The 22,679-nt window shown below is 70.7% G+C and carries 18 protein-coding genes and 2 pseudogenes; 7 read left to right on the top strand and 13 right to left on the bottom strand.

Features of this window, described 5'->3' with window-relative positions:
* A pseudogene (locus tag ACFHWY_RS17955) lies at positions 1–329 on the top strand (hypothetical protein); the annotation flags it as partial.
* Positions 330–1,368: 1,039 nt separating this feature from the next.
* Here the strand turns inward: ACFHWY_RS17955 and ACFHWY_RS17960 are convergent.
* Entirely contained in the window at positions 1,369–2,103 is a 735-nt protein-coding gene (locus ACFHWY_RS17960) for a hypothetical protein (RefSeq protein WP_416581354.1), read from the bottom strand.
* Positions 2,096–2,650 (bottom strand): RNA polymerase sigma factor, encoded by a 555-nt coding sequence (locus tag ACFHWY_RS17965; RefSeq protein WP_416581444.1) that lies wholly within the window; start codon positions 2,648–2,650, stop codon positions 2,096–2,098. Before ACFHWY_RS17965 ends, ACFHWY_RS17960 begins: the two co-directional genes overlap by 8 nt.
* Positions 2,651–2,717: 67 nt before the next feature.
* Here ACFHWY_RS17965 and ACFHWY_RS17970 point away from each other — a divergent pair, with 67 nt between their 5' ends.
* Together ACFHWY_RS17970 and ACFHWY_RS17975 are read left to right on the top strand one after the other, a co-directional pair.
* On the top strand, positions 2,718–3,998 hold the full coding sequence (locus tag ACFHWY_RS17970) for a YncE family protein (protein ID WP_416581355.1): 1,281 nt from the start codon (positions 2,718–2,720) through the stop codon (positions 3,996–3,998).
* Positions 3,999–4,248: 250 nt separating this feature from the next.
* A complete protein-coding gene (locus ACFHWY_RS17975; RefSeq protein ID WP_416581356.1) occupies positions 4,249–4,944 on the top strand; it encodes a roadblock/LC7 domain-containing protein in 696 nt (231 codons plus the stop codon).
* Here the strand turns inward: ACFHWY_RS17975 and ACFHWY_RS17980 are convergent.
* A complete protein-coding gene (locus tag ACFHWY_RS17980; protein WP_416581357.1) occupies positions 4,941–5,345 on the bottom strand; it encodes a DUF2267 domain-containing protein in 405 nt (134 codons plus the stop codon). The genes ACFHWY_RS17975 and ACFHWY_RS17980 overlap by 4 nt on opposite strands.
* A gap of 176 nt (positions 5,346–5,521) precedes the next feature.
* On the opposite strand from ACFHWY_RS17980, the gene ACFHWY_RS17985 reads away from it, so the two are divergent.
* Entirely contained in the window at positions 5,522–7,675 is a 2,154-nt protein-coding gene (locus ACFHWY_RS17985; RefSeq protein WP_416581358.1) for an alpha-glucuronidase, read from the top strand.
* Between the two features lie 111 nt (positions 7,676–7,786).
* A complete protein-coding gene (locus ACFHWY_RS17990) occupies positions 7,787–8,455 on the top strand; it encodes a class I SAM-dependent methyltransferase (RefSeq protein WP_416581359.1) in 669 nt (222 codons plus the stop codon).
* Between the two features lie 24 nt (positions 8,456–8,479).
* On the opposite strand, the gene ACFHWY_RS17995 is transcribed toward ACFHWY_RS17990, so the two are convergent.
* The 3 genes and pseudogenes from ACFHWY_RS17995 to ACFHWY_RS18005 all read right to left on the bottom strand — a co-directional run bounded on the left by ACFHWY_RS17995 (position 8,480) and on the right by ACFHWY_RS18005 (position 10,068).
* Entirely contained in the window at positions 8,480–8,767 is a 288-nt protein-coding gene (locus tag ACFHWY_RS17995; protein WP_416581360.1) for a hypothetical protein, read from the bottom strand.
* A 220-nt stretch (positions 8,768–8,987) separates the two neighbouring features.
* Positions 8,988–9,068 (bottom strand): annotated as a pseudogene (locus ACFHWY_RS18000) (TetR family transcriptional regulator); the annotation flags it as partial.
* A gap of 265 nt (positions 9,069–9,333) precedes the next feature.
* Entirely contained in the window at positions 9,334–10,068 is a 735-nt protein-coding gene (locus ACFHWY_RS18005) for an SDR family oxidoreductase (RefSeq protein ID WP_416581361.1), read from the bottom strand.
* A gap of 101 nt (positions 10,069–10,169) precedes the next feature.
* On the opposite strand from ACFHWY_RS18005, the gene ACFHWY_RS18010 reads away from it, so the two are divergent.
* The gene (locus ACFHWY_RS18010) at positions 10,170–11,012 is read left to right on the top strand and encodes a LysR family transcriptional regulator (protein WP_416581445.1); all 843 of its coding nucleotides are present in this window, start codon (positions 10,170–10,172) and stop codon (positions 11,010–11,012) included.
* 56 nt (positions 11,013–11,068) lie between these two features.
* On the opposite strand, the gene ACFHWY_RS18015 is transcribed toward ACFHWY_RS18010, so the two are convergent.
* From ACFHWY_RS18015 to ACFHWY_RS18045, 7 genes are all read right to left on the bottom strand, one after another.
* On the bottom strand, positions 11,069–13,093 hold the full coding sequence (locus ACFHWY_RS18015; protein ID WP_416581362.1) for a beta-galactosidase: 2,025 nt from the start codon (positions 13,091–13,093) through the stop codon (positions 11,069–11,071).
* On the bottom strand, positions 13,090–13,773 hold the full coding sequence (locus ACFHWY_RS18020) for a hypothetical protein (protein ID WP_416581363.1): 684 nt from the start codon (positions 13,771–13,773) through the stop codon (positions 13,090–13,092). Before ACFHWY_RS18020 ends, ACFHWY_RS18015 begins: the two co-directional genes overlap by 4 nt.
* A complete protein-coding gene (locus ACFHWY_RS18025; protein WP_416581364.1) occupies positions 13,770–15,299 on the bottom strand; it encodes a GH39 family glycosyl hydrolase in 1,530 nt (509 codons plus the stop codon). The genes ACFHWY_RS18020 and ACFHWY_RS18025 overlap by 4 nt, the downstream gene beginning before the upstream one ends.
* Before the next feature lie 76 nt (positions 15,300–15,375).
* A complete protein-coding gene (locus tag ACFHWY_RS18030; protein ID WP_416581365.1) occupies positions 15,376–17,013 on the bottom strand; it encodes an extracellular solute-binding protein in 1,638 nt (545 codons plus the stop codon).
* A 43-nt stretch (positions 17,014–17,056) separates the two neighbouring features.
* Positions 17,057–17,992: a carbohydrate ABC transporter permease gene (locus ACFHWY_RS18035; RefSeq protein WP_416581366.1), complete on the bottom strand. Its 936-nt coding sequence runs from the start codon at positions 17,990–17,992 to the stop codon at positions 17,057–17,059.
* Positions 17,989–18,960: an ABC transporter permease gene (locus ACFHWY_RS18040; protein WP_416581367.1), complete on the bottom strand. Its 972-nt coding sequence runs from the start codon at positions 18,958–18,960 to the stop codon at positions 17,989–17,991. Before ACFHWY_RS18040 ends, ACFHWY_RS18035 begins: the two co-directional genes overlap by 4 nt.
* Positions 18,957–21,335, bottom strand: coding sequence for a glycoside hydrolase family 3 N-terminal domain-containing protein (locus ACFHWY_RS18045; protein WP_416581368.1), 2,379 nt, complete (start codon positions 21,333–21,335; stop codon positions 18,957–18,959). Before ACFHWY_RS18045 ends, ACFHWY_RS18040 begins: the two co-directional genes overlap by 4 nt.
* A gap of 301 nt (positions 21,336–21,636) precedes the next feature.
* Between ACFHWY_RS18045 and ACFHWY_RS18050 the strand changes: the two genes are divergently transcribed.
* Entirely contained in the window at positions 21,637–22,668 is a 1,032-nt protein-coding gene (locus ACFHWY_RS18050) for a LacI family DNA-binding transcriptional regulator (RefSeq protein ID WP_416581369.1), read from the top strand.
* Positions 22,669–22,679: the final 11 nt, after the last annotated feature.

The raw sequence follows: 22,679 nt of genomic DNA on the forward strand, positions 1-22,679 counted from the left end.
TCACCACCGAGACCGTCTACGCCATCACCGACCTGCGCGTCCACGAGGCGAAACCGGCACAACTGGCCGCGTGGGTACGCGGCCACTGGTCGATCGAGAACAAGGTCCACTGGGTTCGCGACGTCACCTACGACGAAGACCGATCCCAGAAACGCACCGGCACCGGCCCCGAGGTCATGGCCGCACTGCGCAACGCCACCATCGGCGTCCTACGCCTGACCGGAGTCACCAACATTGCCGCCGCCAACCGTCACCACGCCCGCGACAGCACCCGCCGCTGGCGCTACTCGGCATCACCTGACGACTTTGCCGGGGCCCTGCGACGGTGAGTGCCCACTGCGGCCCGGCCATATCTCCCAGTAGGAAAAGTTCTTGAAGGTCTTTGGCTCGTGCGGCCAGCGCCGATTCCACTCCTCAGCTGCCCGCGCCTGACTCCACCCCCGCACCACCCGGAACGCCACCCGGGGATTCAGTCGGAACCGCTGCTGGAATATCACGGCGGACTCAACCCAGGTCTTTCCAGACGACCGCAACTCGGCAGCAAGGCACGCCTGCTGCCGACGCAGGCTTTCCGACTGTCCCTCGGACACGCCACCATCCCCGATCCAGCCGTTCCTAATTCCTATCTATGACACGACGTTACGCATCTAGCCGCCACTAGGAAACTTCCCTACGACACGGGGAACCGCGAGCCGGCCGCCGGTCGGGTGGGTGTTTGGATGACTACGCAGGGCGCCAGCTTGATGATCAGCCCGCTTGCTGCGGGGGCCGACACAGCGTCCCGCGTGCGCGGGGAGCAGAGCCAGCGGCATCCGGCGCTCAAGTATGTGATCGGATCACCCCCGCGTGCGCGGGGAGCAGGCTTTCTGACCTGGGGCGCTAAAGATCAAGTTCGCTGTTTTCTTCACTTTGCGTCTCAAGATCGCCAGGCTCCTTTGCCGCTCGGGTCGGGAGTTGGGTGTGTGCGGGCGGCGAAACGTGAGGTTGAGCGTAGCGGATGGCGATGGTCGAAAAGGCGCTCGCGGCCGACTCTCCACCCATGATGGACGTGCCGACCTGCGACAAACCCTTGGTGGTTGGATGGAGCGGCCGGCGGCGGTGGTGACACCCTCATGGTGGGTGGCTCGCAGCCCGCGAGAGGTCGTCGTCGCCGGGACGTCGACGTCGGTCGGGAGGTGCCGGGATCAGTTTCCGATACGCGGAGGATCCATTCGATGCGGTGATCGAGTCGGTCTGGACCCCGATAGCGGAGGTGGTTCACCTGCGCCGATCCTCCCTGGGTGGACGTCGGTCTTGCCTTGGCGCGGACGCGCCCGGCGATCGGGGGTCAGCGGCGTATCCTTCGGCCCGAGTACCAGGACGTCCTTGTCAGTTGAGGGAGGTCGCGATCTCGACGGCCTCGGCCCGGGTCAGCGAGCCCTCCAGGCGGTGGGTCACCCCGGCGTCCTCCCAGATCAGGGTCGCGGCGGCGAGCCGGGCGCTCTCCTGGCGTACCGTGCCGTTGCGGTCCACATAGGAGAGCGCGTGCGGGCCGCCGACCCAGATCGCCTGCGCCCCGCCGACCTGGGTCCACTCCGTGGCGGGCCCGCTGGCCTGTTTGAAGAAGACCGGGTCGAGCCGGCCGTCGAAGGCGTCCAGGCGCAGCGCGCCGCCACGGTAGAGCAGGGTCGCCACCCGGTGGCTGCCGGTGCCGTCCGGGTCGGCGACCAGCACCTGTTCCGGTGGTCCCAGCGCGGTCGGCGTCCGGATCGGGAAGCGGACCAGCCGCCGCGCCTCCTCCAACGCGGCCGGTCGCTGCGCCGGCAGCGGGGACGGGGAGCCGGTCGGACGGTCGGGGCCCGAGGAGGTGCTGATGGTGATGCCGGCGAAGCGCAGCAGGCCGGCCACCGCGTCGGCGACGGCGGCCCGGCCGGGCGGCAGCACGGCCACCAGGATCGCGGCCAGCGCCGCCACCAGCGCGTACCGCCATCGGCGTCGGAGCCTTGCGCGGCGGGAGTGCGGCGCGGCGGCCAGCCGGGCGCGGACCTGGGCCGTGACGTCCGGCGGTGCGGGGGTCTCCAGCCACGTGGACAGCTCGCGCAGCTCCCGTTCCAGGTCATCCACGGCTGACCTCCTCGACCGCGAGCAGGCCGCGCAACTTGACCAGGGCCCGGGAGGTGCGGGACTTCACGGTTCCCCGGGGCCAGCCCAGCATGGTGACCGTCTCGTCCTCGCTGAGATCGAGCAGGTAGCGGCAGACGATCACCTCCCGGTCCCTGGCGGGCAGCGACCGCAGGGCTCGCAGCAGCGTCGCGCGCCGCTCCCCGGCGAGCACCGCCGCGACAGCGCCGTCCTCGGCGACCTCGGATCGCGGGTCCACCCTGGCGGCCCGCAGGGTGAGCCCGTGCCGTCGGTCCCGCGTCCGGTGCAGGTTGCGGGTCTCGTTCGCCACGATCGCCAGCAGCCACGACCGGAAGGACGACTCGCCGCGATAGCGGTCGAGCTTCCGGTAACCCTTCACGAACGCCTCCTGAGTGACATCGTCCGCGTCCGGACCCGCGCCGAGCAGCACCGCGGTCCGGTACGCGGACGCGGTGTGCCGGGCGACCAGGATTTCGTACGCCTCCAGGTCACCGGTCTGCGCGCGGGTGACGAACTCCTCGTCGTCCAGTGCAACCTCCGGTGGGGATCACCAGTACTGACACCGCCTGGGCCGTCCGGGTTCCACGTTCGCCGCGATGGAACCTCCGCCGGCCCGGCGGTGTCACCGGGTCATGATGGCGAAGACGACGATCTCGCGGCGTACCCTGCTGACCGCCCTGGCCGGCGCGGGCGCCGCCGCCCTGGCCGGCTGTGACCCGGCGGCACCGACCCCCGCCGCTCTCCTGCCGGACCCGCTGCTCGTGGAGGTCGACGGCGGCCTCGGGGTGCTGCGCGGCACCGAGCGGCAGGCGGCCCCGCACGGCGTGGCCACCGCCGACGGGCGGCTGGTGTACGCGAGCGCCGCCGACGGCGCCGACACCGCCGTGTGGCGGATCGACGCCGGCCGGGGCACCGCCTCCGACCGGGTCCGGCTGCCCGGCCGATGGGTGCCGCAGACCGTCTCCGCCGACGGCACCCGGCTGGCGTTGACCACCGAGGGGGTCAGCGCCACCAAGCAACGTCCCGCCGGCCGCGACGTGACACCGGTGCTGATCGCCGACGCCGGTGGCGTGCGGCAACGGCTACAGCTGCCGGGCAATGTCGTGCCGGAGGCGTTCACCGCCGACCTGGCCGGGCTCTTCGTCCTGGAGTGGCTGCCGCCGGACGCCCCGGACCGCTACCGGGTCCGGGTCGTCGACCTCGCCACCGGTGTGCCCGGCCCGCTGTTCATCCGCGACAAGGCGCCGGTCCCGTCGGGCGCGGAGGAGGAGATGCGCGGCGACGGACGGCAGGCGGTGCTCGCCCCGGACCGCACCGTGCTCTTCACGCTCTACACCCACCAGCCCGACCACCAGCACACCCGGGACCGGATCAGCGGCCGGCCGGGCAGCGACGTACACGCCTTCGTGCACACGCTGCACCTGCACCAACGGTGGGCGTACTGCGTGGATCTGCCGCACCCGTTCGGCGAGGGCGCCGCCGACGGTCACGCCATGGCGATCACCCCCGACGGCGGCCGGCTGTACGTCGCCGACCTCGGCTCCGGCGCCGTTGCGGAGATCTCCACCGAGGAGCTGACCGTACGCCGGACCGCCACGTTCGCCACCGGTGCCGGTCCGGCGTTCGCGGCGGCCGACAACGAACGGCTGTTCCTCGGTGCCGGTGCCGCCGTGCGGTCCGTCGATCTGGCGGGCCTGACCGTCGCCGCCCATCGGCCGGTGGGTGAACCGGTCACCGGGCTGGTCCTGAGCGGCGACGGCAGCCGCCTCTACGTGGGCCAGCGCGCCGCGGTGGCCTGGCAGGACCCCGACTCCGGCGGTGAACTCGGCCGGGCCGCCGTGCCCGGCCTGCGGGGGCTGCACGGGGTGTCGGCCTGAGCGCAGGCGGAGGGGCGGGTCGTCGCCGACGCCGAGCCGGACGGCGGGGAGGGCTCCGCGACCCGACCCGTTCGACAAGGGGCGAACCGCCTCTCGTACGTTAGGGGCACGAAAGGCGAGGTTGGTGCAAGTTGGGGCTCCTGATGCCGGAATGTGTCTGGTCCGAACGTAGGAGCCCCCAGGTGGCCCGCCGCGTGGCGGGCGCCTGTCGGGCCCACCGCACGGCCGACACGGTCAAGGATGAAAGTAGATGCCCCACGTGCTCGGCATACACATCGGCAACACCAGCACCGTCGCCGTGGTCGCCCGCCACCGCGACGGCAGCTGGAGCCGACCCGAGCTACGCCCGCGGGCTGCTCGACCGGCCGGGCAGGCGGCCAGCCGCACCGACCTGTTGGACCCAGCTTCGAACCATTTTGGCGGATTCGTCGTATACCAGCGGACAGGGCTGGCCGCAACCGGCAACGACATGAGCGCCATCGATGACCGGCTCCATCCCCAACGAGAGGACATTTCCATGACTCCTGCCGCGCCCACCGCCGAAAGGCTCGGCCGAGCGCTCGACAGCATCGTCGGCCGCGTGCCGGGTGCCCAGTTCGCGGTGGTGCTCTCCCCGGACGGTCACCTGCTGGGTGCCTCCCGGGGCATCGACGACGAACTCGCCACCCAACTGTCCGGTATGGTCTGCGGGCTCCAGGCGCTCGGCCTGGCCGCTGCCCAGGTGTGTGGCGACGGCGAGTTGCACCAGGTCGTCGTGCAGATGTCGCAGGCGTTCCTGTTCCACGCCACCACCGGCAACGGGGCCGTCCTCGCCGTCGGAGTCGACGGCGAGGCCGAGGTCGGGGACATGGCATACGAGGTCGCGATGTTCGTCGCGCAGGCCGGTGACCACCTTCCGGTGTACCTGGAGCCGGCCCGGGTGCCGGTGGCGGCCGTGTCGGCCTAACCTCGGTCGCGGTGGGCGTCGTACTGCGGTGCCGGGTTTGCCAGCTGCCACAGCTCTGCCGGCAGCTCGCCGACGACGTCGTCCTGCTGCCCGACGGCGTCCGTGTCGCGGAGGGTGTCGAGGACCGCCCGGATGCCGGCCGCGGCCAGGTCGGGATCCACATCTGCCCGCCCGCTGACCCGCTGCACGAACTCGTCGAGCTCGAACCGCTCGGCGGCGGTGGTGGGCGCGAAGGTGTACGCCCGTAGTCCTTCGGGCAGCCGATCGGCGAGATCACGTGTGGCTGCGCCGTCGAGTCGCTCCGCCAGGGTCGTCAGCGTGGCCCACGCCATCGCCGTCGCCAGTTCGGCTGACGTGCCGGTGCGGTGTGCCACGGAGTCGATGAACTGGTGATCGTCCACCTGGCCGGCCCCTTCTCGCAACGGACCGGCGTCTACCCGTGGGGAGGCGGGTCAAACGACGCTCTGGCGCGGGGTCGGCGCCGCGACCGGGCGATCCTGGTCCTACTCCGATCGGTACGTCTGAAAGGTTCCGGAAGTACCTTGACGTATGTGAGGAGGCTTTTAGGCTCTTCGGGGTGACCACCCCAGACCTGATCGACGTGCACCCGGCCTGGCTGCCGGTTGAGGCTTTTCGCGCTGTCGGTTCCCGGCGCACCCTCGTTCACGGCGACGGCATGCTCGTGGACACCCTGTTCGACGAGGTGGAGCGGGCCTGCGCCGCGAACGGCGGCACCGTTCGACGGGCGGCCGACCCGCACCACGGCGTGCCGGCGACGGCCGGCGGCCCGGATGCCGCCCGCGCGCAAGCCGCCGCGACACCGGCGCAGCTCGTGTTCGCCCTGACCGCGACCGTTCCCGGCCCCGCCCCGGGGTTCCGCGGCGAGGCCGTCCGGTCCGCCGACGGTGACCCCGTCGAGGCGGCGCGGGCCGGGTTGGGCGCCACGGCGGTCGGGGCGTTGGGCGCTGAGGGCTTCGCGGTGACCCGCCAGGGCGAGGTGACCGTGGTGCTGGCCGAGGAGCCCGCCGGACTCCTCTACGGGCTGTTCGAGGTGGTGCGCCGCGGTGAGGCGGCGTTCGGCCCGCCGTACCCGGCGCGGGTGCACCGGCCGGCGGCCCGGCGACGGATGCTGGACCACTGGGACAACGTCGACGTGCACCCGGTCATGGGGCAGGTAGAGCGCGGCTACGCCGGCGGGTCGATCTTCTGGCGGGACGGCCGGCCCCGCCGCGACCACGCCCGGTTGCGGGCGTACGCGCGGCTGCTCGCCGCCTGTGGGGTCAACGCGGTCTCGGTGAACAACGTCAACGTGCACGCCACCGAGGCGCGGCTGCTGACCGGGCGGCTCGACGACGTCGCCGAGATCGCCGACGTGCTGCGGCCGTACGGCATCCGGGTGCACCTGTCGGTCACCTTCGCCGCGCCCGTCGTCCTCGACGCTCTGCCCACCGCCGATCCGCTCGACGACGCGGTGCGGGCCTGGTGGGCCGAGACCACCCGACGGGTGTACGCCCGCATCCCCGACTTCGGCGGTTATGTGGTCAAGGCCGACTCGGAGGGCCAACCGGGCCCGTTCAGCTACGGGCGCGATCACGCCGACGGCGCGAACCTGCTCGCCGAGGCGCTGGCGCCGCACGACGGTGTGGTGCACTGGCGCGCGTTCGTCTACGACCACCGGCAGGACTGGCGGGACCGTTCGACCGACCGGGCCCGGGCCGCCCACGACCACTTCGCCCCGCTCGACGGTCGCTTCAGGGACAACGTGGTAGTGCAGGTCAAGCACGGTCCGATCGACTTCCAGACCCGGGAGCCCGTCTCGCCGGTGATCATGGCGATGTCCGCCACCCGGCTGGCCGTGGAGTTCCAGGTGACCCAGGAGTACACCGGCCAGCAGCGCCACGTGTGCTACCTGGCGCCCTCGTGGAGCGAGGTGCTGCGGTTCGGCTGGGGCGACGAAGGGCGGACGGTCGCCGATGTGGCCGTCGACGGGGGCGGCCTGGTCGCCGTCTCCAACGTGGGTGACGACCCGTTCTGGACCGGCCATCCGCTGGCCCAGGCCAACCTGTACGCCTTCGGCCGGCTCGCCTGGGATCCACGGCTGACCCCGCAGGCGGTGCTCGACGAGTGGATCGACCTGACCTTCGACCCGGCGGCCACGGCCGACCCCGAAACGCTGCGTCGTACCCTGCACGAGGTGATGGACGATTCGTGGCGCAGCTACGAGCGGTACTCCGCCCCGCTGGGAGTGGGCTTCATGGTGCGGCCCAGTGACCACTACGGTCCCGACGTCGACGGGTACGAGTACACCTCCTGGGGCACCTACCACTTCGCCGACCGCGACGGGGTGGGCGTGGACCGGACCCGGGCCACCGGCACCGGTTTCACCGGCCAGTACCCGCCGCCCTGGTCGCAGGTGTACGAGTCGACGGCCTCCTGCCCCGACGAGCTTGTGCTCTTCTTCCACCACGTGCCGTACGGCCACCTGCTGCACAGCGGTCGCACGGTGATCCAGCACATCTACGACACCCACTTCGACGGGGTGGCGGAGGTGGCGGAGACGCGCCGCCGGTGGACCTCGCTCGCCGGGCTGGTGGACGCCGCCGTGCACGCCCGGGTCGGCGAGCGCCTCGACGAGCAACTGCGGTGCGCCCAGGAGTGGTGCGACCAGGTCAACGCCTACTTCTACCGGAAGTCGGGCGTACCGGACGCCCAGGGCCGGGCTCTGCACTGATCCGTCCCATCGGCGGACACGCCGCCCAGGTGTCGGACGCTACCGTTCGTGGCGGGCCGTCGGCGCTCGGCGTCCGGACCGGCGACGATGGAGTGGACCAGGGGGTAGCACGTGAGCTGGACCGCAGGGACCAACCGGCACGAAGACCCGACGGACCGGCAACGGCGCGTCTGGGACCGGGCGGCTGGCAGCTACGACCGGCAGATCGGCCTGCTCGAACGTCACCTGTTCGGCGGCGGCCGGGAGTGGCTCGCCAACCGGGCCCACGGGCGGATCCTGGAGGTCGCGGTCGGCACCGGTCGCAACCTGCCCTACTACCCGGTGGACGCCGACATCAGCGGGATCGAGCTGAGCCCGGCGATGCTCGCCGTCGCCCGTCGGCGGGCCAGCGCCCTGCGCCGCCGCGCCGAGCTACGGCAGGGCGACGCGACGCGGCTGCCGTATCCCGACGCCTCCTTCGGCACCGTGGTCTGCGCGTTGTCGCTGTGCACGATCCCCGATCCGGTCGCGGCGCTCGCCGAGATGAGGAGGGTCCTCGTCGCCGGCGGCCGGCTGCTTCTACTCGACCACGTCGGTAGCACCTGGCCACCGGTGTACGCCCTGCAGTGGCTCGTCGAGCGGTTCACCATCCGGACCGCGGGGGAGCACCTCACCCGCCGCCAGCTACCGCTCGTGCGCGCCGCCGGTTTCCAGATCGTCGAGACCGAACGGCTCAAGGCCGGCACGGTGGAGCGGGTGTACGCCACGAAGCACGGCCCGGCACCTGTCTCCGACCGGTGACGTCGGCGGCGATCGGTGTCGCGATCAGAAGGGAGGCGCGTCCTCGCCCATCAACGCCAGCACGACGCCTCCCTTCCCGCGCTTGAGGCTCTGGACCACGACCGTGCCGGTGCTGCCGTCGGGCAGTTCCAACGTGAAGGTCTTCCCGACCGCGTTCTTGGGGCCGTTGCCGGCGCTGTTGGCGGGCCGGAAGTCGCCTGCCCACGGTGGGGTTCCACCCTTGCGGGCGGGCTCGGCGAAGAGGGCGGCGGTGCCGGGGGTCCTGGTGCCGTCCGAGGAGAGAAGGACTGAGGCGCTGCGATAGGTAGCCATATCCGGCAAGACTATCGTGCGCCACGCCGGTTCGCGTCATGACACCTGCCCGTAACGCGAATGGCGCGATCAGGCGAGACCGTTTCCGCCCGTCTGGGAGGTCTTGACCGGCCACAGTGGTCCGGGTGCCGCCCGGCCGGTCGGTGGCGATCCAGTTCGCGACGGCGGCGACGAGGCCGGCGGCCGTACCCCAACGGCGGTAGACCGTCGTCTTGCCCACCTCGGCGCGGCGCGCCACGTCGGCGAGGTCGAGCCGGTCGAAGCCGTGCTCGACGAGCGCGTCACTGGCAGCCCGCAGCACGGCGGCACGGACCCGGGCGGTCCGCCCTCCGGGGCCACCGTCATCATCGGGGCCCGCAACGAGGAGCAGCTCCGGCAGAACATCGGCGCCGTCGGTTGGTCGCTCACGCCCGAACAGACAGCTTGGCTCGACGCGGTCAGCACCAGGACCGCGCCGTACCCGTACTTCCCCTACCAGCGGCAGGAAGGCTTCGCCAGGCTCAACCCGTCGCCGCTGGCGAACACCGCCTGAGTAGCGTCACCACGTTGTCGAGGAGTTGTCGGAGTCACCAGGGGATGACGCCGTCGTCGTTGAAGAACGAGCCCGTCGGGCCGCCGTCAGGCAGTGTGGCGAGCCGGATCGCGGTTGTCGCGGCCTCGTGGGCGGGCCGACCCTGGTAGCCGGTGAAGTCGGTCGCGACCAGACCCGGGCAGGCGGCGTTGACGAGGATCGCCGTGCCGGTGAACTGTCGCGCGTAGTGCACGGTGATGGCGTTCAGGTACGACTTCGTCGGTGAGTAGGCCGCCATGACCGGGCCGACTTCGATGTCCGGGTCCGCCTGCCAGGTCACCGACCCGACACTGCTGGAGATGTTGACGATGCGCGGGGAGGCCGAGCGTCGCAACAACGGCAGCAGGGCGTTGGTCACCCGGATCACGCCGTAGACGTTGGTGTCCACGACGGCCCGGACGACGTCGAGGTCGAGGGTGGTCGGGTCCTGTACCCATCCCGGCCCGGTCTCTCCCGAAATGCCGGCGTTGTTGACCAGGACGTCCAGGCGTCCGCCCTGGTGTTCGACCAGTTCGGCGGCCCCGGCGACGCTGCGGTCGCTGGTCACGTCCAGTGGGACCGCAAACGCGTCCACTCCGGCGGCGTGCAGCGTCTTCACGGCCGACTCGCCACGGGCTGCGTCGCGGGCGCCGACCGCAACGCGGTAGCCGCGCGAGCCCAGCCCGGCCGCGATCTCGTATCCGAGTCCCTTGTTCGCGCCGGTGACCAGCGCGGTTTTCTTGTCGCTCATGACGCCGATGGTGGCTCGGCGGCGACCGGTGTCGTTACACCGTCTGGGTGCGCTGTCATACCCGGCCGGTATCACCGCAGTATCGTCGCAGCGTGGATGCGCTGGAAACCCGCGAGCTCAGGTACTTCGTCACCGTCGCCGAGGAGCTGCACTTCAGCCGGGCGGCCGAGCGCCTCGGCATCGCCCAACCCCCGCTGTCCCGGGCGATTCAGCAGCTCGAACGGCGCCTCGGTGTCGCTCTGCTCGAACGCGACCGTCGCGGTGTCACCCTCACCGGCGCCGGTCAGGTGCTGCTCGACGAGGCGCGGACCATCCTCGACGCGACCGAAGCGGCCGCCCGCCGAACCCGGCGTGCCGCGTCGGTCACGAACGGGCTGACGCTGGCGACGAAGGCCGGCGCGAATCACGAGCTGCTCCGGAAGCTCCTCGACGCCCACGCCGCCGGACCCGGGGCGGCCGAGATCGAGGTGCTGCTGTGTGGCATGGGAGAACAGGCGCGGATGTTGCGCGACGGCCGGGCCGACGTGGCGCTGATGCAGCGGCCCTTCGACGCCCTCACCGGGTTCGACACCGAGGACCTGCTGACCGAACAGCAGGTCGCCATCCTGCCCGCCGGGCATCCGCTCGCCGGGCGTACCGCGCTGACCATGGCTGACCTGAGCGGCGAGCCGGATCTGCCGGTCGCCCGCTGGCCCCGCCACGACGGCAGCTACGAACCCGGCCGGGGCCCCGAGATCCACGACCTGTCGCAGCTGGCCCAGCTGATCGCCCTCGGCCACACCACGGCCGTCCTCTGCGCCTCCTCCCGATCCTGGCTGTGGAACGCGCACGCCGCCGTCCCCCTGACCGACGCACCGCACGTCACCACCGTTCTCGCCTGGTCCCCGCACAGCCGCTCCCGGGCCGTCGCCGCGCTCGTCCGCACGGCAACCCAGCTGCGATGAGGTCACGGCCAGCGGGGTGGACGACGTCTGCCGAGCGGCCGTGGTGAAAGGCTCGGTCATCCACGGATGACGGCGACGCCCGCGGGTTCGAGTCGCAACGGGTCACCCACCGCAACCCGGACGTCGGTGAGCAGGTCGACGCCGGCCACGGTGGCGGTCACCTCGACCGCATCGGTGCCGTGGTTGAGCAGGAACAGCAGCCGGGTGCCGTCCGGGGCGACCCGTACCGCCGTCTCCAGGCCCGGCACGTCCGGGTACGGCCCGAGAAGGCCGTGCGGCGCCAGCACCTGCCGCACCACCCAACAGACGCCGGCCTGGTCCAGCGCGGTGCCCACGTACCAGCCGTGGCCGGTGCCGTAGGAGTTGCGGGTGACCGCCGGGGTGCCGGCGTACCAGTCGGCCCGGTAGCTGCCCACCACCTCCGCGGACACGGGGACGACCAGCTCGAACACCAGCCGCGCGGCGACCTCGACCCGGTCGGCGCCGGTACCCAGGCACACCGGGTTGGCCACCTCCGCCGCGCGGGCGTCCCACTCGTCGACCCGGACACCCGTCAACGGGGCCAGCGGGCCCGGCACGTCCGCCAGGAACGCATTGCCGTCGACGTCCACCCGGCCGGAGAGGAAGGTGGTCAGCACCGAGCCGCCCCGCCGCGCCACCTGCGCCAACCGGTCGGCCAGGTCGCCGTCGACCAGGTGCAGAGCCGGGGCGACGACCACGTCGTAGCCCGCGAGATCGGCGGTGACCGCGACCACGTCCACGTCCACCCCGGCGTCCCACAGCGCCTGGTAGTAGGCGAGCACGACCTGCTGGTAGCGGACCAGCCGGGACGGGCCGTCGGACATCTCCAACGCCCACCAGCTGTCCCAGTCGAACAGCAGCGCCACCCGGGCCGGAGTCCGCGCGCCGAGGGTCGCGTCACCGAGCCGGTGTAGCTCCGCCCCCAGCTCGGCGACCTCCCGGAAGACCCGGGTGTCGGCCCGGCCGGCGTGCCCGACGACCGCACCGTGGTACTTCTCGCTCGCTCCCCGCGACGCCCGCAGCTGGAAGAACAGCACCGCGTCGGCACCGTGTGCGACCGCCTGCCAGCTCCACAGCCGCATCACCCCGGGCGGCTTGAGCGGGTTGACGTCCCGGCAGGCCGTCATGCTCGGCGTCTGCTCCATCAGCCAGAACGGCTGGCCGCCCTTGAGGCCCCGCATCAGGTCGTGGTTCAGCCCCATCCACGCCGGTGAGCTGCCCTCGGGCGGGTAGTTGTCCCACGAGGCGAAGTCCAGGTGCTCGGCCCAGCGGTGGTAGTCGATCGGCCGGTACATGCCCATGAAGTTGGTGGTGACCGGGAGGTCGCTGGCCTCGCGGATCGCCGCCTTCTCGTCGCAGAAGTTGGTCAGCATCGCCTCGGAGGTGAACCGTCGGTAGTCCAGCGTGATGCCCTGGAAGGCGGTGTGGTCCGGGCCACGCCAGTGCTCGGTCAGCGCCGACGGCGGTTCGATCTCGTCCCAGTCGGAGAAGGTGTGCGACCAGAACGTGGTGTACCAGGCCACGTTCAGCGCCGCCAGGGTGCCGTAGCGCTCGCGTAGCCACAGCCGGAAGCCCGCCGCGCAGAGGTCGCAGTAGCAGGCGCCGCCGAACTCGTTGCCGACATGCCAGGCCACCACGGCCGGGTTGCCGGCGTAGCGGCCGGCGACCCGGTGGGCCAACTCGGTGGAGAGCCGGCGGAACACCGGCGAGCTGGGGCAGGAGTTGTGCCGCTGCCCGAACCGGTGCCGGCGCCCCTCGAAGTCGACCCGGGTCACCTCCGGGTGGGCGCGGGCCAGCCACGCCGGATGCGCACCCGTGCCGGTGGCCAGGCAGATCATCCGGCCCCGCCGGTTGGCCCGGTCCACGATGCGGTCCAGCAGGGAGAAGTCGTACCGGTCTGGGGCAGGCTGGGTCAGCGCCCAGTCGAAGACGCCGAGCGTGACGGTGTCGATCGCGGCCAGCTCGAACAGCCGGTCGTCGGCCTCCCACACGGATTCGGGCCACTGCTCGGGGTTGTAGTCCCCACCGAACGGAACCTTGGCGGTGATCGGCAGGCTCACTGTACGAACTCCCTCCGGATGACGTCGATCATTGGTCCACCTCCGCGGACCAGCGCCAGCGCCAGCACCGAGCCGAGCGCCGCGAGTGCCGCCTCCGAGACGACCAGGGTCAGCAGTGTCGCCGCCACCAGCAGCAGCCCAACCCCGACGGCCACCACCGGGGTACGTAGCACGAAGTACCCGGCCAGCCGGAGCACGTCGCGCAGCCGGAAGGTGAACAGCGAGGTGATCACCAGCGCGATGACCCCGACCACGGCCACTCCGGCGCCGACCAGCATCAGCGGCACCGACCACCAGCCGGGCAGCCCGGCCGCCGGCAGGTTGACCAGGTTGATCGCGATGACGGTAAGCCACAGCAGTGTCGGCATCCAGACCCGCAGCGAGCCGGCCAGGTTGGTGCGGTAGCCGCTCCAGAACAGCCGGCCCGGCTGCAGTTCGGTCAGGTCGAGGCGCTGGTGGTGCAGCGCGTACAGCGCGGCGCAGAGCGCCGGACCGAGCGGTACCGCGCACAGGGCGGCCAGCGGCAGGTTGCTGGCGTGCCGCTCCAACGCGAGGAGCGCCACCAGGCCGGGAGCCGCGCAGAGCACGAGCAGCAGTTCGACGACGAGGAGGGTGTAGACCAGCGCGGCACCCCGCGACAGCGGGCCGGCGCCGAAATCACGGCGGGCGGCGGTACTCACGGCGTCGCCGACGGTTCATGGCCGAGCAGTCGGCGCTCGTCCCACCATGGTGGCGTCTCGTCGGTCACCGGGGTCACCTCGGCCAGGGTCACCTCGTGCCGTTCCAGGTGCAGGTCCAGCTCGACGCGGCCGGCCACCACCGGCAGCGAGGTGTGCCGCCGGGCCGGTTCGGCGGCCTCCCGCAGGACGTCCAGCTGGCGGGTGGTCGGAGCGGGCGGCCGGCCCAGCTCGCACCACGCCCGCCAGGCGTTGCCCGCCTCCTCGCTGACCGAGGAGCGCAGCAGGAAGGCGGTGCGGGCGGTCGCCGAGGCGACGGGCAGCGACAGGCGAACGGTGTGGCCGTCGACCGGTTCGCGGCCGGTGACGTCGACCGGCGCCCAGGCCAGCACGGCGATCCGACCGGTGTCGTCGCGGGTGACCAGATGGTCGGGGCCGCGGGCGAGCACCTGGTCACCCAGCCGGCTCATGAAGGCGTACAGGTGGTAGGTGGGTTTGCGGATCTGGCGGTGGGTGAGCAGGCCGAAGCCGCCGTGGAACAGCGTGGTCGGGATCCCCACCTCCTCGAACACGTCGCTGAACGTCCAGTACGCGAAGGAGTCGACCAGGTCGCCGCCCTCGGCCAGGACCGGGGCGAGGTACGCGGCGTGGAAGGCGGTGTCGTGGATCGGGTTGTCCGGCCGGTAGGAGGAGTTGAACTCGGTGACGTGCACCGGCAGCTGTTCCAGAGCGGTGCCGGCGAGCTGCCGGCGAGGGCCGGCGAACTGCTCCAGCAACCGTCGTGCCGGTGCCAGCCTCTGGTGTACGCCGAACGGCACGTGCTGGGCCGGGCCGGAGGTGTAGGCGTGCCGGCTGACGAAGTCGATCGGCACCGCGCGGTCGGTGACGAAGTCGGCGAACCGGGGCAGCCATCCGTCGTCGGCGCCGGGGGAGATGGCCGGCCCGCCGACCTGGAGCTCGGCGTCCACCTCCTTCACGGCGTGCGCGGTCACCTCGTACAGCCGGTGGTAGGCGTCGGCGTCCGCGCCCTGCCAGAAGTCCTTCAGGTCCGGCTCGTTCCACACCTCGATCGGCCAGCCGCGCACCTCGTCGAGGCCGTACCGGTCGACGAGGTGCCCGACGGTGGCCCGGACCAGCTCGGCCCACTCGGAGTGGGACCGGGGTGGGGTGACGTTGCCGTGCCACCAGAACACCGTCTGTACGCCGCTGGCCAGGCCCGACGGCATGAAACCCAGCTCCAGGAAGGGCCGGATGCCCAGCCCGAGGTATGCGTCGATGACCTGGTCGACGTAGCCGAAGGCGTGCCGGACGTGGCGCTCGCCCCGGTACTCGTAGGGCCGGTGCACGCCGACACCGTCGCTGAGCAGGCCGTGCCCGCGGATGTGCCGGAAGCCGATCTCGCGTTGGACCAGGGCCAGGGAGTCCTGGTAGTCGCGCCGCAGCGCCAGGTCGAACCGGCCGGTGCCGACGGCGCGGCGCCACGCGTCGCCCAGCCGGCCGACGGGTTGCTCCGCAACGGTGATGCGCATCGTCGTCCTCGTCCTCGTGCTCGGGGTGGAGAATGCCCGGTCCGGTCGCACCGACACGACCGGACCGGACGGCTTTCTAGCTGCTTTCCCGGAAGCGCATGTGTGCGTTGTTGACCGTCTCCATATAGGTGTCCATCTTCTTGCTCGTCAGCTCGCTCAGGTACGCGTCCCACTCGGCGAAGTCTCGCTGCCCGAGGATGAACTGGAGCGTCGCCTGGTAGACGTGGTCCTTCAGCGGCGTCTCCCAGAGCGACACCTGCTCCCGCTCCTCATCGTTGAGCGGGTACGGCGGCTGCGGCGACTTCGGCGCTCGAGCGTTCATCACCTGCTGGAACTGCTGCTCCTCCTCGGAGAAGAATGCCTGCACCAGCTCGGGCTTGCCGCCGTAGGCGAACACACCGTTGTAGAAGCCGAAGTCCTTCTGCAGGTGCTTGGGCGCGCCCGGGTTCAGGCCGACGACATCGACCTCGGGCGCGAGGGTGTGCTTGCCCGCGGCGTCCTTGACGAAGGTGGTGCCCTCGACGCCCCACTTGGCGAACTCCTGGCCTGCGTCGGAGTACCACAGCCAGTCGACGAACTGCATCATCGCCACGAAGTTCTCGCTGTCGCGGGCCTTCGAGGAGATCATCATGCCGTTCTCCAGCCGGCTGGCCGGGTTGATCTCACCGGCCGGGCCGGTCGGCAGCGGAATCTTGGTGATCTTCGCCTTCGGATTGGTCGCCGCCAGGTCCGGCCGGTAGTCGTTCACCACGGCCTGGGCGTTGGCGCTGATCACGAAGGACTTGCTGTTGGTGAGCTTCTGCCGAGCCAGGTCATCGGTCTGGGTGAAGCTCTCCGGATCGAGTAGCTTCTCCGACACCAGCTTGTTGAGGTACTGCAACATCTGCTTGTACTGCTCGGTGGCGCCGGTGTACTCGAACTGCTGTGCCTGGGCGTTCCAGCTGACGTGCTGGAAGTTCCAACCCGCGCCCTCCAAGCCGTACGACAGGGCGAGGAGGTTCAGCAGGTTACCCGTCGGGCTGGGCTGGCTCCACCGGTCGGAGAACGGGTAGACCTCCGGGTACGCCGCCTTCATCGCCTTGAGCATGGTGTACACGTCGTCCCAGGTCTTCGGGACCTGGAGGTTCAGCTCTTCGAGGATGTCGGTGCGGACCGCCAGGGAGTAGTCGTGCCACGCCTTCTCGTGCATGCCGGGCAGCAGGTAGAACTTGCCGTCCTGCTGGCGCAGCGTGTCGATCTCCGGCTTCAGGTTCCACTTCTCGATCTTGTCCTTGAGGTTCGGCATCAGGTCGAGGTAGTCGCTGACCGGCAGGATCGCCCCCGAGGAGACGTACGCGTGCACGTCCGGCGGGTAGGTCTTCGGGATGAGCAGCGGGGCGTCACCGGCGCCGATGAGCAGGCTTCGCTTCTGGCCGTAGTCGCTCAGCGGCACGGCGACCTTGTCGAGGCTGACATTCGTCCGGGACGTCAACTCCGTCCAGAACAGCCAGTCCTCCTTCAACGGATAGTTGGGGTGGTTGTTGTAGAGGACGGAGAAGGACAGCGGCTCGGTGGCCTTGAACTGCGTACCGGCGGCGTAGTTCTCCATCGCACCGACCCGGTTGCCCGACAGGTCCTCGGCGTCGGACGGGTCGTCGCCACAGGCGGTGATGCTGGTCAGGGCAAACAGCGCGGCAGTGGCTGCCGCCGCATGGCGCCACGATCTGCGGAACATGGCGGATCCTTTCAACTTGGTGGTGGGAGGGTGGACACGCCGGTCAGCCCTTCACCGCGCCGAGCATGATGCCCCGGACGAAGTACCGCTGGACGAAGGGGTAGACCAGGAGGATCGGCAGGGTGGTGAGCACGATGGTCACGGCCTTGAGCGTCGCCTCGGCCTGAACCTCGTTGGCCTCGGTGATCGCCCCGACGTTCTCCGCGCCGGTGGCACCGGCGATGAGATTGCGCAGGTACACGGTGACCGGCCAGAGTTCCTGTCGGTCCATGTAGAGGAACGCCGCGAACCAGGAGTTCCAGAAGGCGACCGCGTAGAAGAGCACCATCGTGGCGACGATGGCCTTCGACAGCGGCAGCACGATTCGCAGCAGGATCCCGTACGTGTTGAGCCCGTCGACGGCGCCGGCCTCTTCCAACTCGCCCGGCAGGCTCTCGAAGAACGCCTTCATCACCAGCAGGTTGAACACGTTGATCGCGTTGGGTAGCGCGATGGCCCAGACGCTGTTCTTCAGGCCCAGGCTGGTGACCAGGACGTAGTTGGGGATCAGGCCGCCGCTGAAGAACATGGTGAAGACCGCGATGCCGACCAGCGCGCCGCGCCCCTTGAGCTGCTTCTTGGACAGTACGTAGGCGTAGCAGGTGGTCAACACGATCGAGATGACCGTGGCGGTGACCGTGTAGAACACCGTGTTGCGATAGTTCGTCCAGAACAGCGGGTCGGACATCAGCAGTCCGTAGGTGTCCAGGGTGAAACCGCGCGGCACGAGATTCACCTGACCGGCGATGATGTACGACTCGTGGCTCATGGACCGGGCGACGATGTTCAGGAACGGGTAGAGCGTCACGACCACCACGAGGGTCAGGACCAACCCGTTGGCCACCTGGAAGACCCGGTAGCCCCGGGTCTGCTGGATGCCGCGCCGCCCGCGCGGGCGCGCCGTGGTCTCGTTGGGCCGCTCGGCGGCCTCGACGGTCACCACAGGCTCGTCCCTACCGTGCGGCGGGCGATCAGGTTCGCCGAGATGACCAGGATCAACCCGATCACCGCCTCGAAGAGCCCGATCGCGGCGGCGTAGCTGAAGTTGCTGGACGCGAAGCCCATCCGGAACAGGTATGTGGAGAGAACATCGGCCGTCGGATAGGTCAGCGGGTTGTAGAGCAGCAGGATCTTCTCGAACCCGACCGCCATGAAGGCGCCGATGTTCAGGATCAACAGCGTCACCATGGTCGGCCGGATACCCGGCAGCGTGACGTGCCAGGTCTGCCGCCACCGGTTGGCGCCGTCGATCCGGGCCGCCTCGTAGAGGTCCTCGTCGATGGTGGTCAGTGCGGCCAGGTAGAGGATCGTTCCCCAGCCCACCGTCTGCCAGACCTCGGAGGAGACGTAGATGGTGCGGAACCACTCCGGTCGTTGCAGGAACGGGATCGCCTCGCCGCCGCCCGCGCGGACGAGCTGGTTGACCGTGCCGTCCATGGACAGCAACTGCATCACGATCGCCGCCACGATCACGATGGACAGGAAGTGCGGTAGGTAGGAGACCGACTGCACGAACCGCTTGAGTTTGCGGGCCCGCACCTCGTTGAGCAGCAGCGCCAGCACGATCGGCAGCGGGAAGCAGAACAGCAGGGTCAGCGCGCCCAGCACCAGGGTGTTGGTGAAGACGTTCCAGAAGGTCGGATCGTCGAGGAACATCTTGAAATACCGCAGGCCCACCCAGTACTCGCCGAAAATGTTGCCGCCGGGCTGGAACCGACGAAAGGCGATCATGTTGCCGAGCATCGGCAGGTACCGGAAGACCAGGAAGAACAGCAGCGGCAGGACAGCCAGCGAGTACAGCTGCCAGTCCCGCCGCAGCGCCCGGCGCCAGGTCTGGCTTCTGGGGCGCGGCGGCGGGGTCGGCGTCACCGTGCCGGAACCCGGTGAGGTCACCGTGGGGGTACTCATGACCGGTTTCCCGAGGTGGCTTCACCCGCCGGCTCGACGCGGACCCGGGACACCAGCTGCCGGTGGTGGCCGACCTCGCGTTCGTCGCCCACCAGCCGCAGCGCCAGGCTCGCCACCGGGTCGCCGCTGGAACGACCGAGACGCAGTTGCACGTCACCGGGCTCGATGACGCGCCGGCCGGTGACGCCGGTGAAGGAGGCGATGTCGGCGGGGACCACGAAGGTGACCCGGGCCGCCTCACCCGGCGCCACCGGCACCCGGGCGTAGCCGACCAAGCGGACCACCGGCCTGGTGGTCTGTGCCACCGGGTCGTGCAGGTAGAGCTGGACGACCTCGACGCCGGCCCGCGAACCGGTGTTGCCTACCGTGACGCCGACGGTCACCTCACCGTCGACCGGCCAGTCCACCGACCCGCCGGTCACCTCGGCGTCGCTCCACTCGAACGTGGTGTAGCTGAGCCCGTGACCGAACGGGAACGCTGGCGTCGGGTCCACCGACGACACCTGCGTGCGGCGGCCGAGGGTGGGGGCGAGGTAGGTGCCGGGCAGGCCACCGGCGTGCCGGGGCACGCTCACCGGCAGCCGGCCGGAGGGGTTGACCTCACCGGTGAGCACCTCGGCCAGGGCCTGGCCGCCGAGCTGACCGGGGAAGAACGCCTGCACGATCGCTTTCGCGCCGGCCACCTCCTCGCCGAGCGCGTACGGCCGGCCGGAGAGCACCACCAGCACCACCGGGTTGCCGGTGGCGAGCACCGCACGTACCAGCTCGCCCTGCACCCCGGGTAGCTGGAGATCCGCCGCGTCGCAGCCCTCGCCGGAGGTGCCCCGGCCGAACATGCCGGCCCGGTCGCCGACCGCGAGAATGCAGACGTCGGCGTCGGCCGCGGCCTCGACCGCCGCGGCGATGCCGGAGGTGTCGTCCCCGGTGACACCGGTGCCCGCCACGTGGCGCAGCTGCGGGTGCAGCCGTTGTAGCGCCTCGCGCAGCGACGGGATCTCCACTCCGGTGCCGTGCTCGCGATACTGCACGCCCACGTGCAGCGGAAACGTGTAGCAGCCGAGCATCGCCATCGGGTCGTCGGCGACCGGCCCGACCAGCGCGACCCGCCTGTCGACGGCGAGCGGCAGCAGTCCGTCCTGGTTGCGCAGCAGGACGACGGCCTGACGGGCCAACCGCAGCGCGACTGACCGACCTGCATCGTCGTCGAGGCGTAGCTGGTCGACGTCGGCGGGCAACTCGCACCACTGTTCGTCGAGCAACCCCAACTCGATCTTCTGAATCAGCACCCGGCGCAGGGCCCGATCGACCAGGGCCTCGGGGACCGCGCCGGAGCGTACCGCCGCCGCGAGCGGTGCGCCGTATGCGTCCACTGTGGGCAGCTCCACGTCGATGCCGGCGTGTAGGGCGAGCCGGGCCGCCTGCCCGGCGTCGGCGGCGACGCCGTGCAGGGACTGGAGGAACCGGACGGCGAAGTAGTCGGCGACCAGCACCCCGTCGAACCCCCACCGCTCGCGCAGCACCTGGGTCAGCAGCTCCTTGTCGGCGGCCACCGGCACGCCGTCGATCTCGGCGTAGGAGTGCATCACCGACCGGGCGCCACCGAGCCGCAGGGCCATCTCGAACGGTGGCAGGATCACGTCGGCAAGCTCCCGGTGGCCCATCGGTACCGGTGCCAGGTTCCGGCCGCCCCGGGAGGCCGAGTAGCCGGCGAAGTGCTTCAACGTCGCCACCACGCCGGCCAGCTCCAGGCCACGCACGTAGGCCGCGCCGGTCGTACCGACCAGGTAAGGGTCCTCGCCGATCGTCTCCTCGGTGCGCCCCCAGCGGTAGTCGCGGGTCACATCCAGCACCGGTGCGAGTCCCTGGTGGACGCCGGCCGCCCGCATGGACCGGCCGATCAACCCGGCCATCTCCTGCACCAGCTCGGGGTCGAAGGCAGCTCCCCAGCTCAGCGGCGCCGGGTACACCGTCGCGCGCCAGGCCGCGAAGCCGGTGAGGCACTCCTCGTGTACCTGGGCCGGTATCCCGAACCGGCTCGCCGCCACGATCTGCGCCTGCGAGGCCGCCAGGGACCGGGCGCCGAGAACCGGATCGACCGGGGCCGTGCCGAACGGCCGGGTCAGCTGGCCGAGGCCGTGCCGGATCGCGTCCACCCAGGGAGGGGTGTGCTCGACCATGTCGGTCTGGTGGGGGGCGACACCCTCGCCGGAGGCATCAGCGCCGACCCAGAGACCGACCAGCTGGGCGAGTTTCTCCTCCAGCGACAACAGCGGGATGAGCGCGTCGGCCCGGTCGTCCGGTCGAAGCCTCGGGTCACGCCAGCGATCCGCGCCGGAGGACGCCAATCGATCGTCGACGGGCAGCTGACTTGTCATGCGAACCCCTCCGGCCGGGGCCGGGAGGTCGTCCCGGCAGGCCACGCCGACCGCCGCGAAGCACGGCGATCCTCGAAATTATCGGGCACCAGTTCGTCACCTGTGTCGGGAACCTATGGGCGTCGACAAGGTGTGTCAAGAGGCCGGGGATAGACTGTCCACCCTGCACTTGCGGCGTAGGCAAGCGATTGCCTGAGGTCCGGTGGTGGCCTTCCTGTCATCGATCGGCGTCATCGGCGACCGGTTCCGATCGTGTTACAGTTCTCCGAAATTTTCGGCACTGCTCTGTAGTAGGGATCGGATGGCAGAGAAGCGTTCGCCGGCAGTGCCCGGCTCCGCCACCATCGCCACCATCGCGCGGGAGGTCGGTGTCTCCTCGGCCACGGTCTCCAAGGTCCTCAACGGGCGGTCGGACGTCGCCGCCGGGACCAGGGCTCGGGTCGAGGCGAGCCTGGAACGGCACCGCTACCGTCGTCGTGCCCGACGTTCCTCCGGCGAGGGTCAGATCGACCTGATGTTCCACGAGTTCGGCTCCGACTGGGCCCTGGAGATCATCCGCGGCGTCGAGGCGGTCACCACCCCCCACGAGGTGAACGTCGTGCTGTCTCAGCTGGGCGGCGGGCACCGGCCGCCGCAACTCTGGGTCGACTCGGTGATCGCCCGGCGTCCACTCGGCGTGCTGCTGGTCATGTGCAGCCTCACCGAACAGCAGCGCCAGCAACTGCGGCGCCAGTCGATCCCCGTCGTGGTGATCGACACCTACAGCGCCAGCGCGGCCTCCGTGCCGGCCGTCGGCTCGAACAACTGGAGCGGCGGCCTGCTCGCCACCCGCCATCTACTGGACCTGGGCCATCGCCGTATCGCAATGATCTCCGGCCCCCTCGACGTGCTGTGTTCCCGAGCCCGGACGGCGGGATTCCGTTGCGCCCACGAGGAACTCGGCGTCTCGATCGATGCCGAGCTGGTTCGCCACGGCAACTTCCATCTCGACGCCGGCTATGCCCACGGCATCGAGCTGCTGAGCCGGCCGGACCGGCCGACGGCGATCTTCGCCGGCTCGGATCTCCAGGCGTTGGGGGTGCTGCGCGCGGCCCGTGAACTCGGTCTCGACGTACCCGCCGACCTGTCCGTCGTCGGTTACGACAACCTTCCGGTCTCCGCCTGGATCGGCCCGGCGCTGACCACGGTGAACCAACCGCTGCGCGACATGGCTGGCACCGCCACCCGGATGCTGCTCGACCTCGCGCGCGGCAACGCCCTGCCCACCAGCCGGATCGACCTGGTCGCTGAGCTGGTGGTGCGGGAGAGTACCGCTCCGCCCCCGCGTCCCTGACCAATCCCCCT

The organism is Micromonospora sp. LOL_024, from assembly GCF_048060415.1.
Classification (GTDB): Bacteria; Actinomycetota; Actinomycetes; order Mycobacteriales; family Micromonosporaceae; genus Micromonospora.

Excerpts from the sequence above, each read along its gene's own strand:
- ACFHWY_RS18050 (WP_416581369.1), top strand. The coding sequence starts at position 21,637 with ATGGCAGAGAAGCGTTCGCCGGCAGTGCCCGGCTCCGCCACCATCGCC.
- ACFHWY_RS18045 (WP_416581368.1), bottom strand. The coding sequence starts at position 21,335 with ATGACAAGTCAGCTGCCCGTCGACGATCGATTGGCGTCCTCCGGCGCG.
- ACFHWY_RS18025 (WP_416581364.1), bottom strand. The coding sequence starts at position 15,299 with ATGCGCATCACCGTTGCGGAGCAACCCGTCGGCCGGCTGGGCGACGCG.
- ACFHWY_RS18040 (WP_416581367.1), bottom strand. The coding sequence starts at position 18,960 with ATGAGTACCCCCACGGTGACCTCACCGGGTTCCGGCACGGTGACGCCG.
- ACFHWY_RS17995 (WP_416581360.1), bottom strand. The coding sequence starts at position 8,767 with ATGGCTACCTATCGCAGCGCCTCAGTCCTTCTCTCCTCGGACGGCACC.
- ACFHWY_RS17975 (WP_416581356.1), top strand. The coding sequence starts at position 4,249 with ATGCCCCACGTGCTCGGCATACACATCGGCAACACCAGCACCGTCGCC.
- ACFHWY_RS18005 (WP_416581361.1), bottom strand. The coding sequence starts at position 10,068 with ATGAGCGACAAGAAAACCGCGCTGGTCACCGGCGCGAACAAGGGACTC.
- ACFHWY_RS17970 (WP_416581355.1), top strand. The coding sequence starts at position 2,718 with ATGGAACCTCCGCCGGCCCGGCGGTGTCACCGGGTCATGATGGCGAAG.
- ACFHWY_RS18030 (WP_416581365.1), bottom strand. The coding sequence starts at position 17,013 with ATGTTCCGCAGATCGTGGCGCCATGCGGCGGCAGCCACTGCCGCGCTG.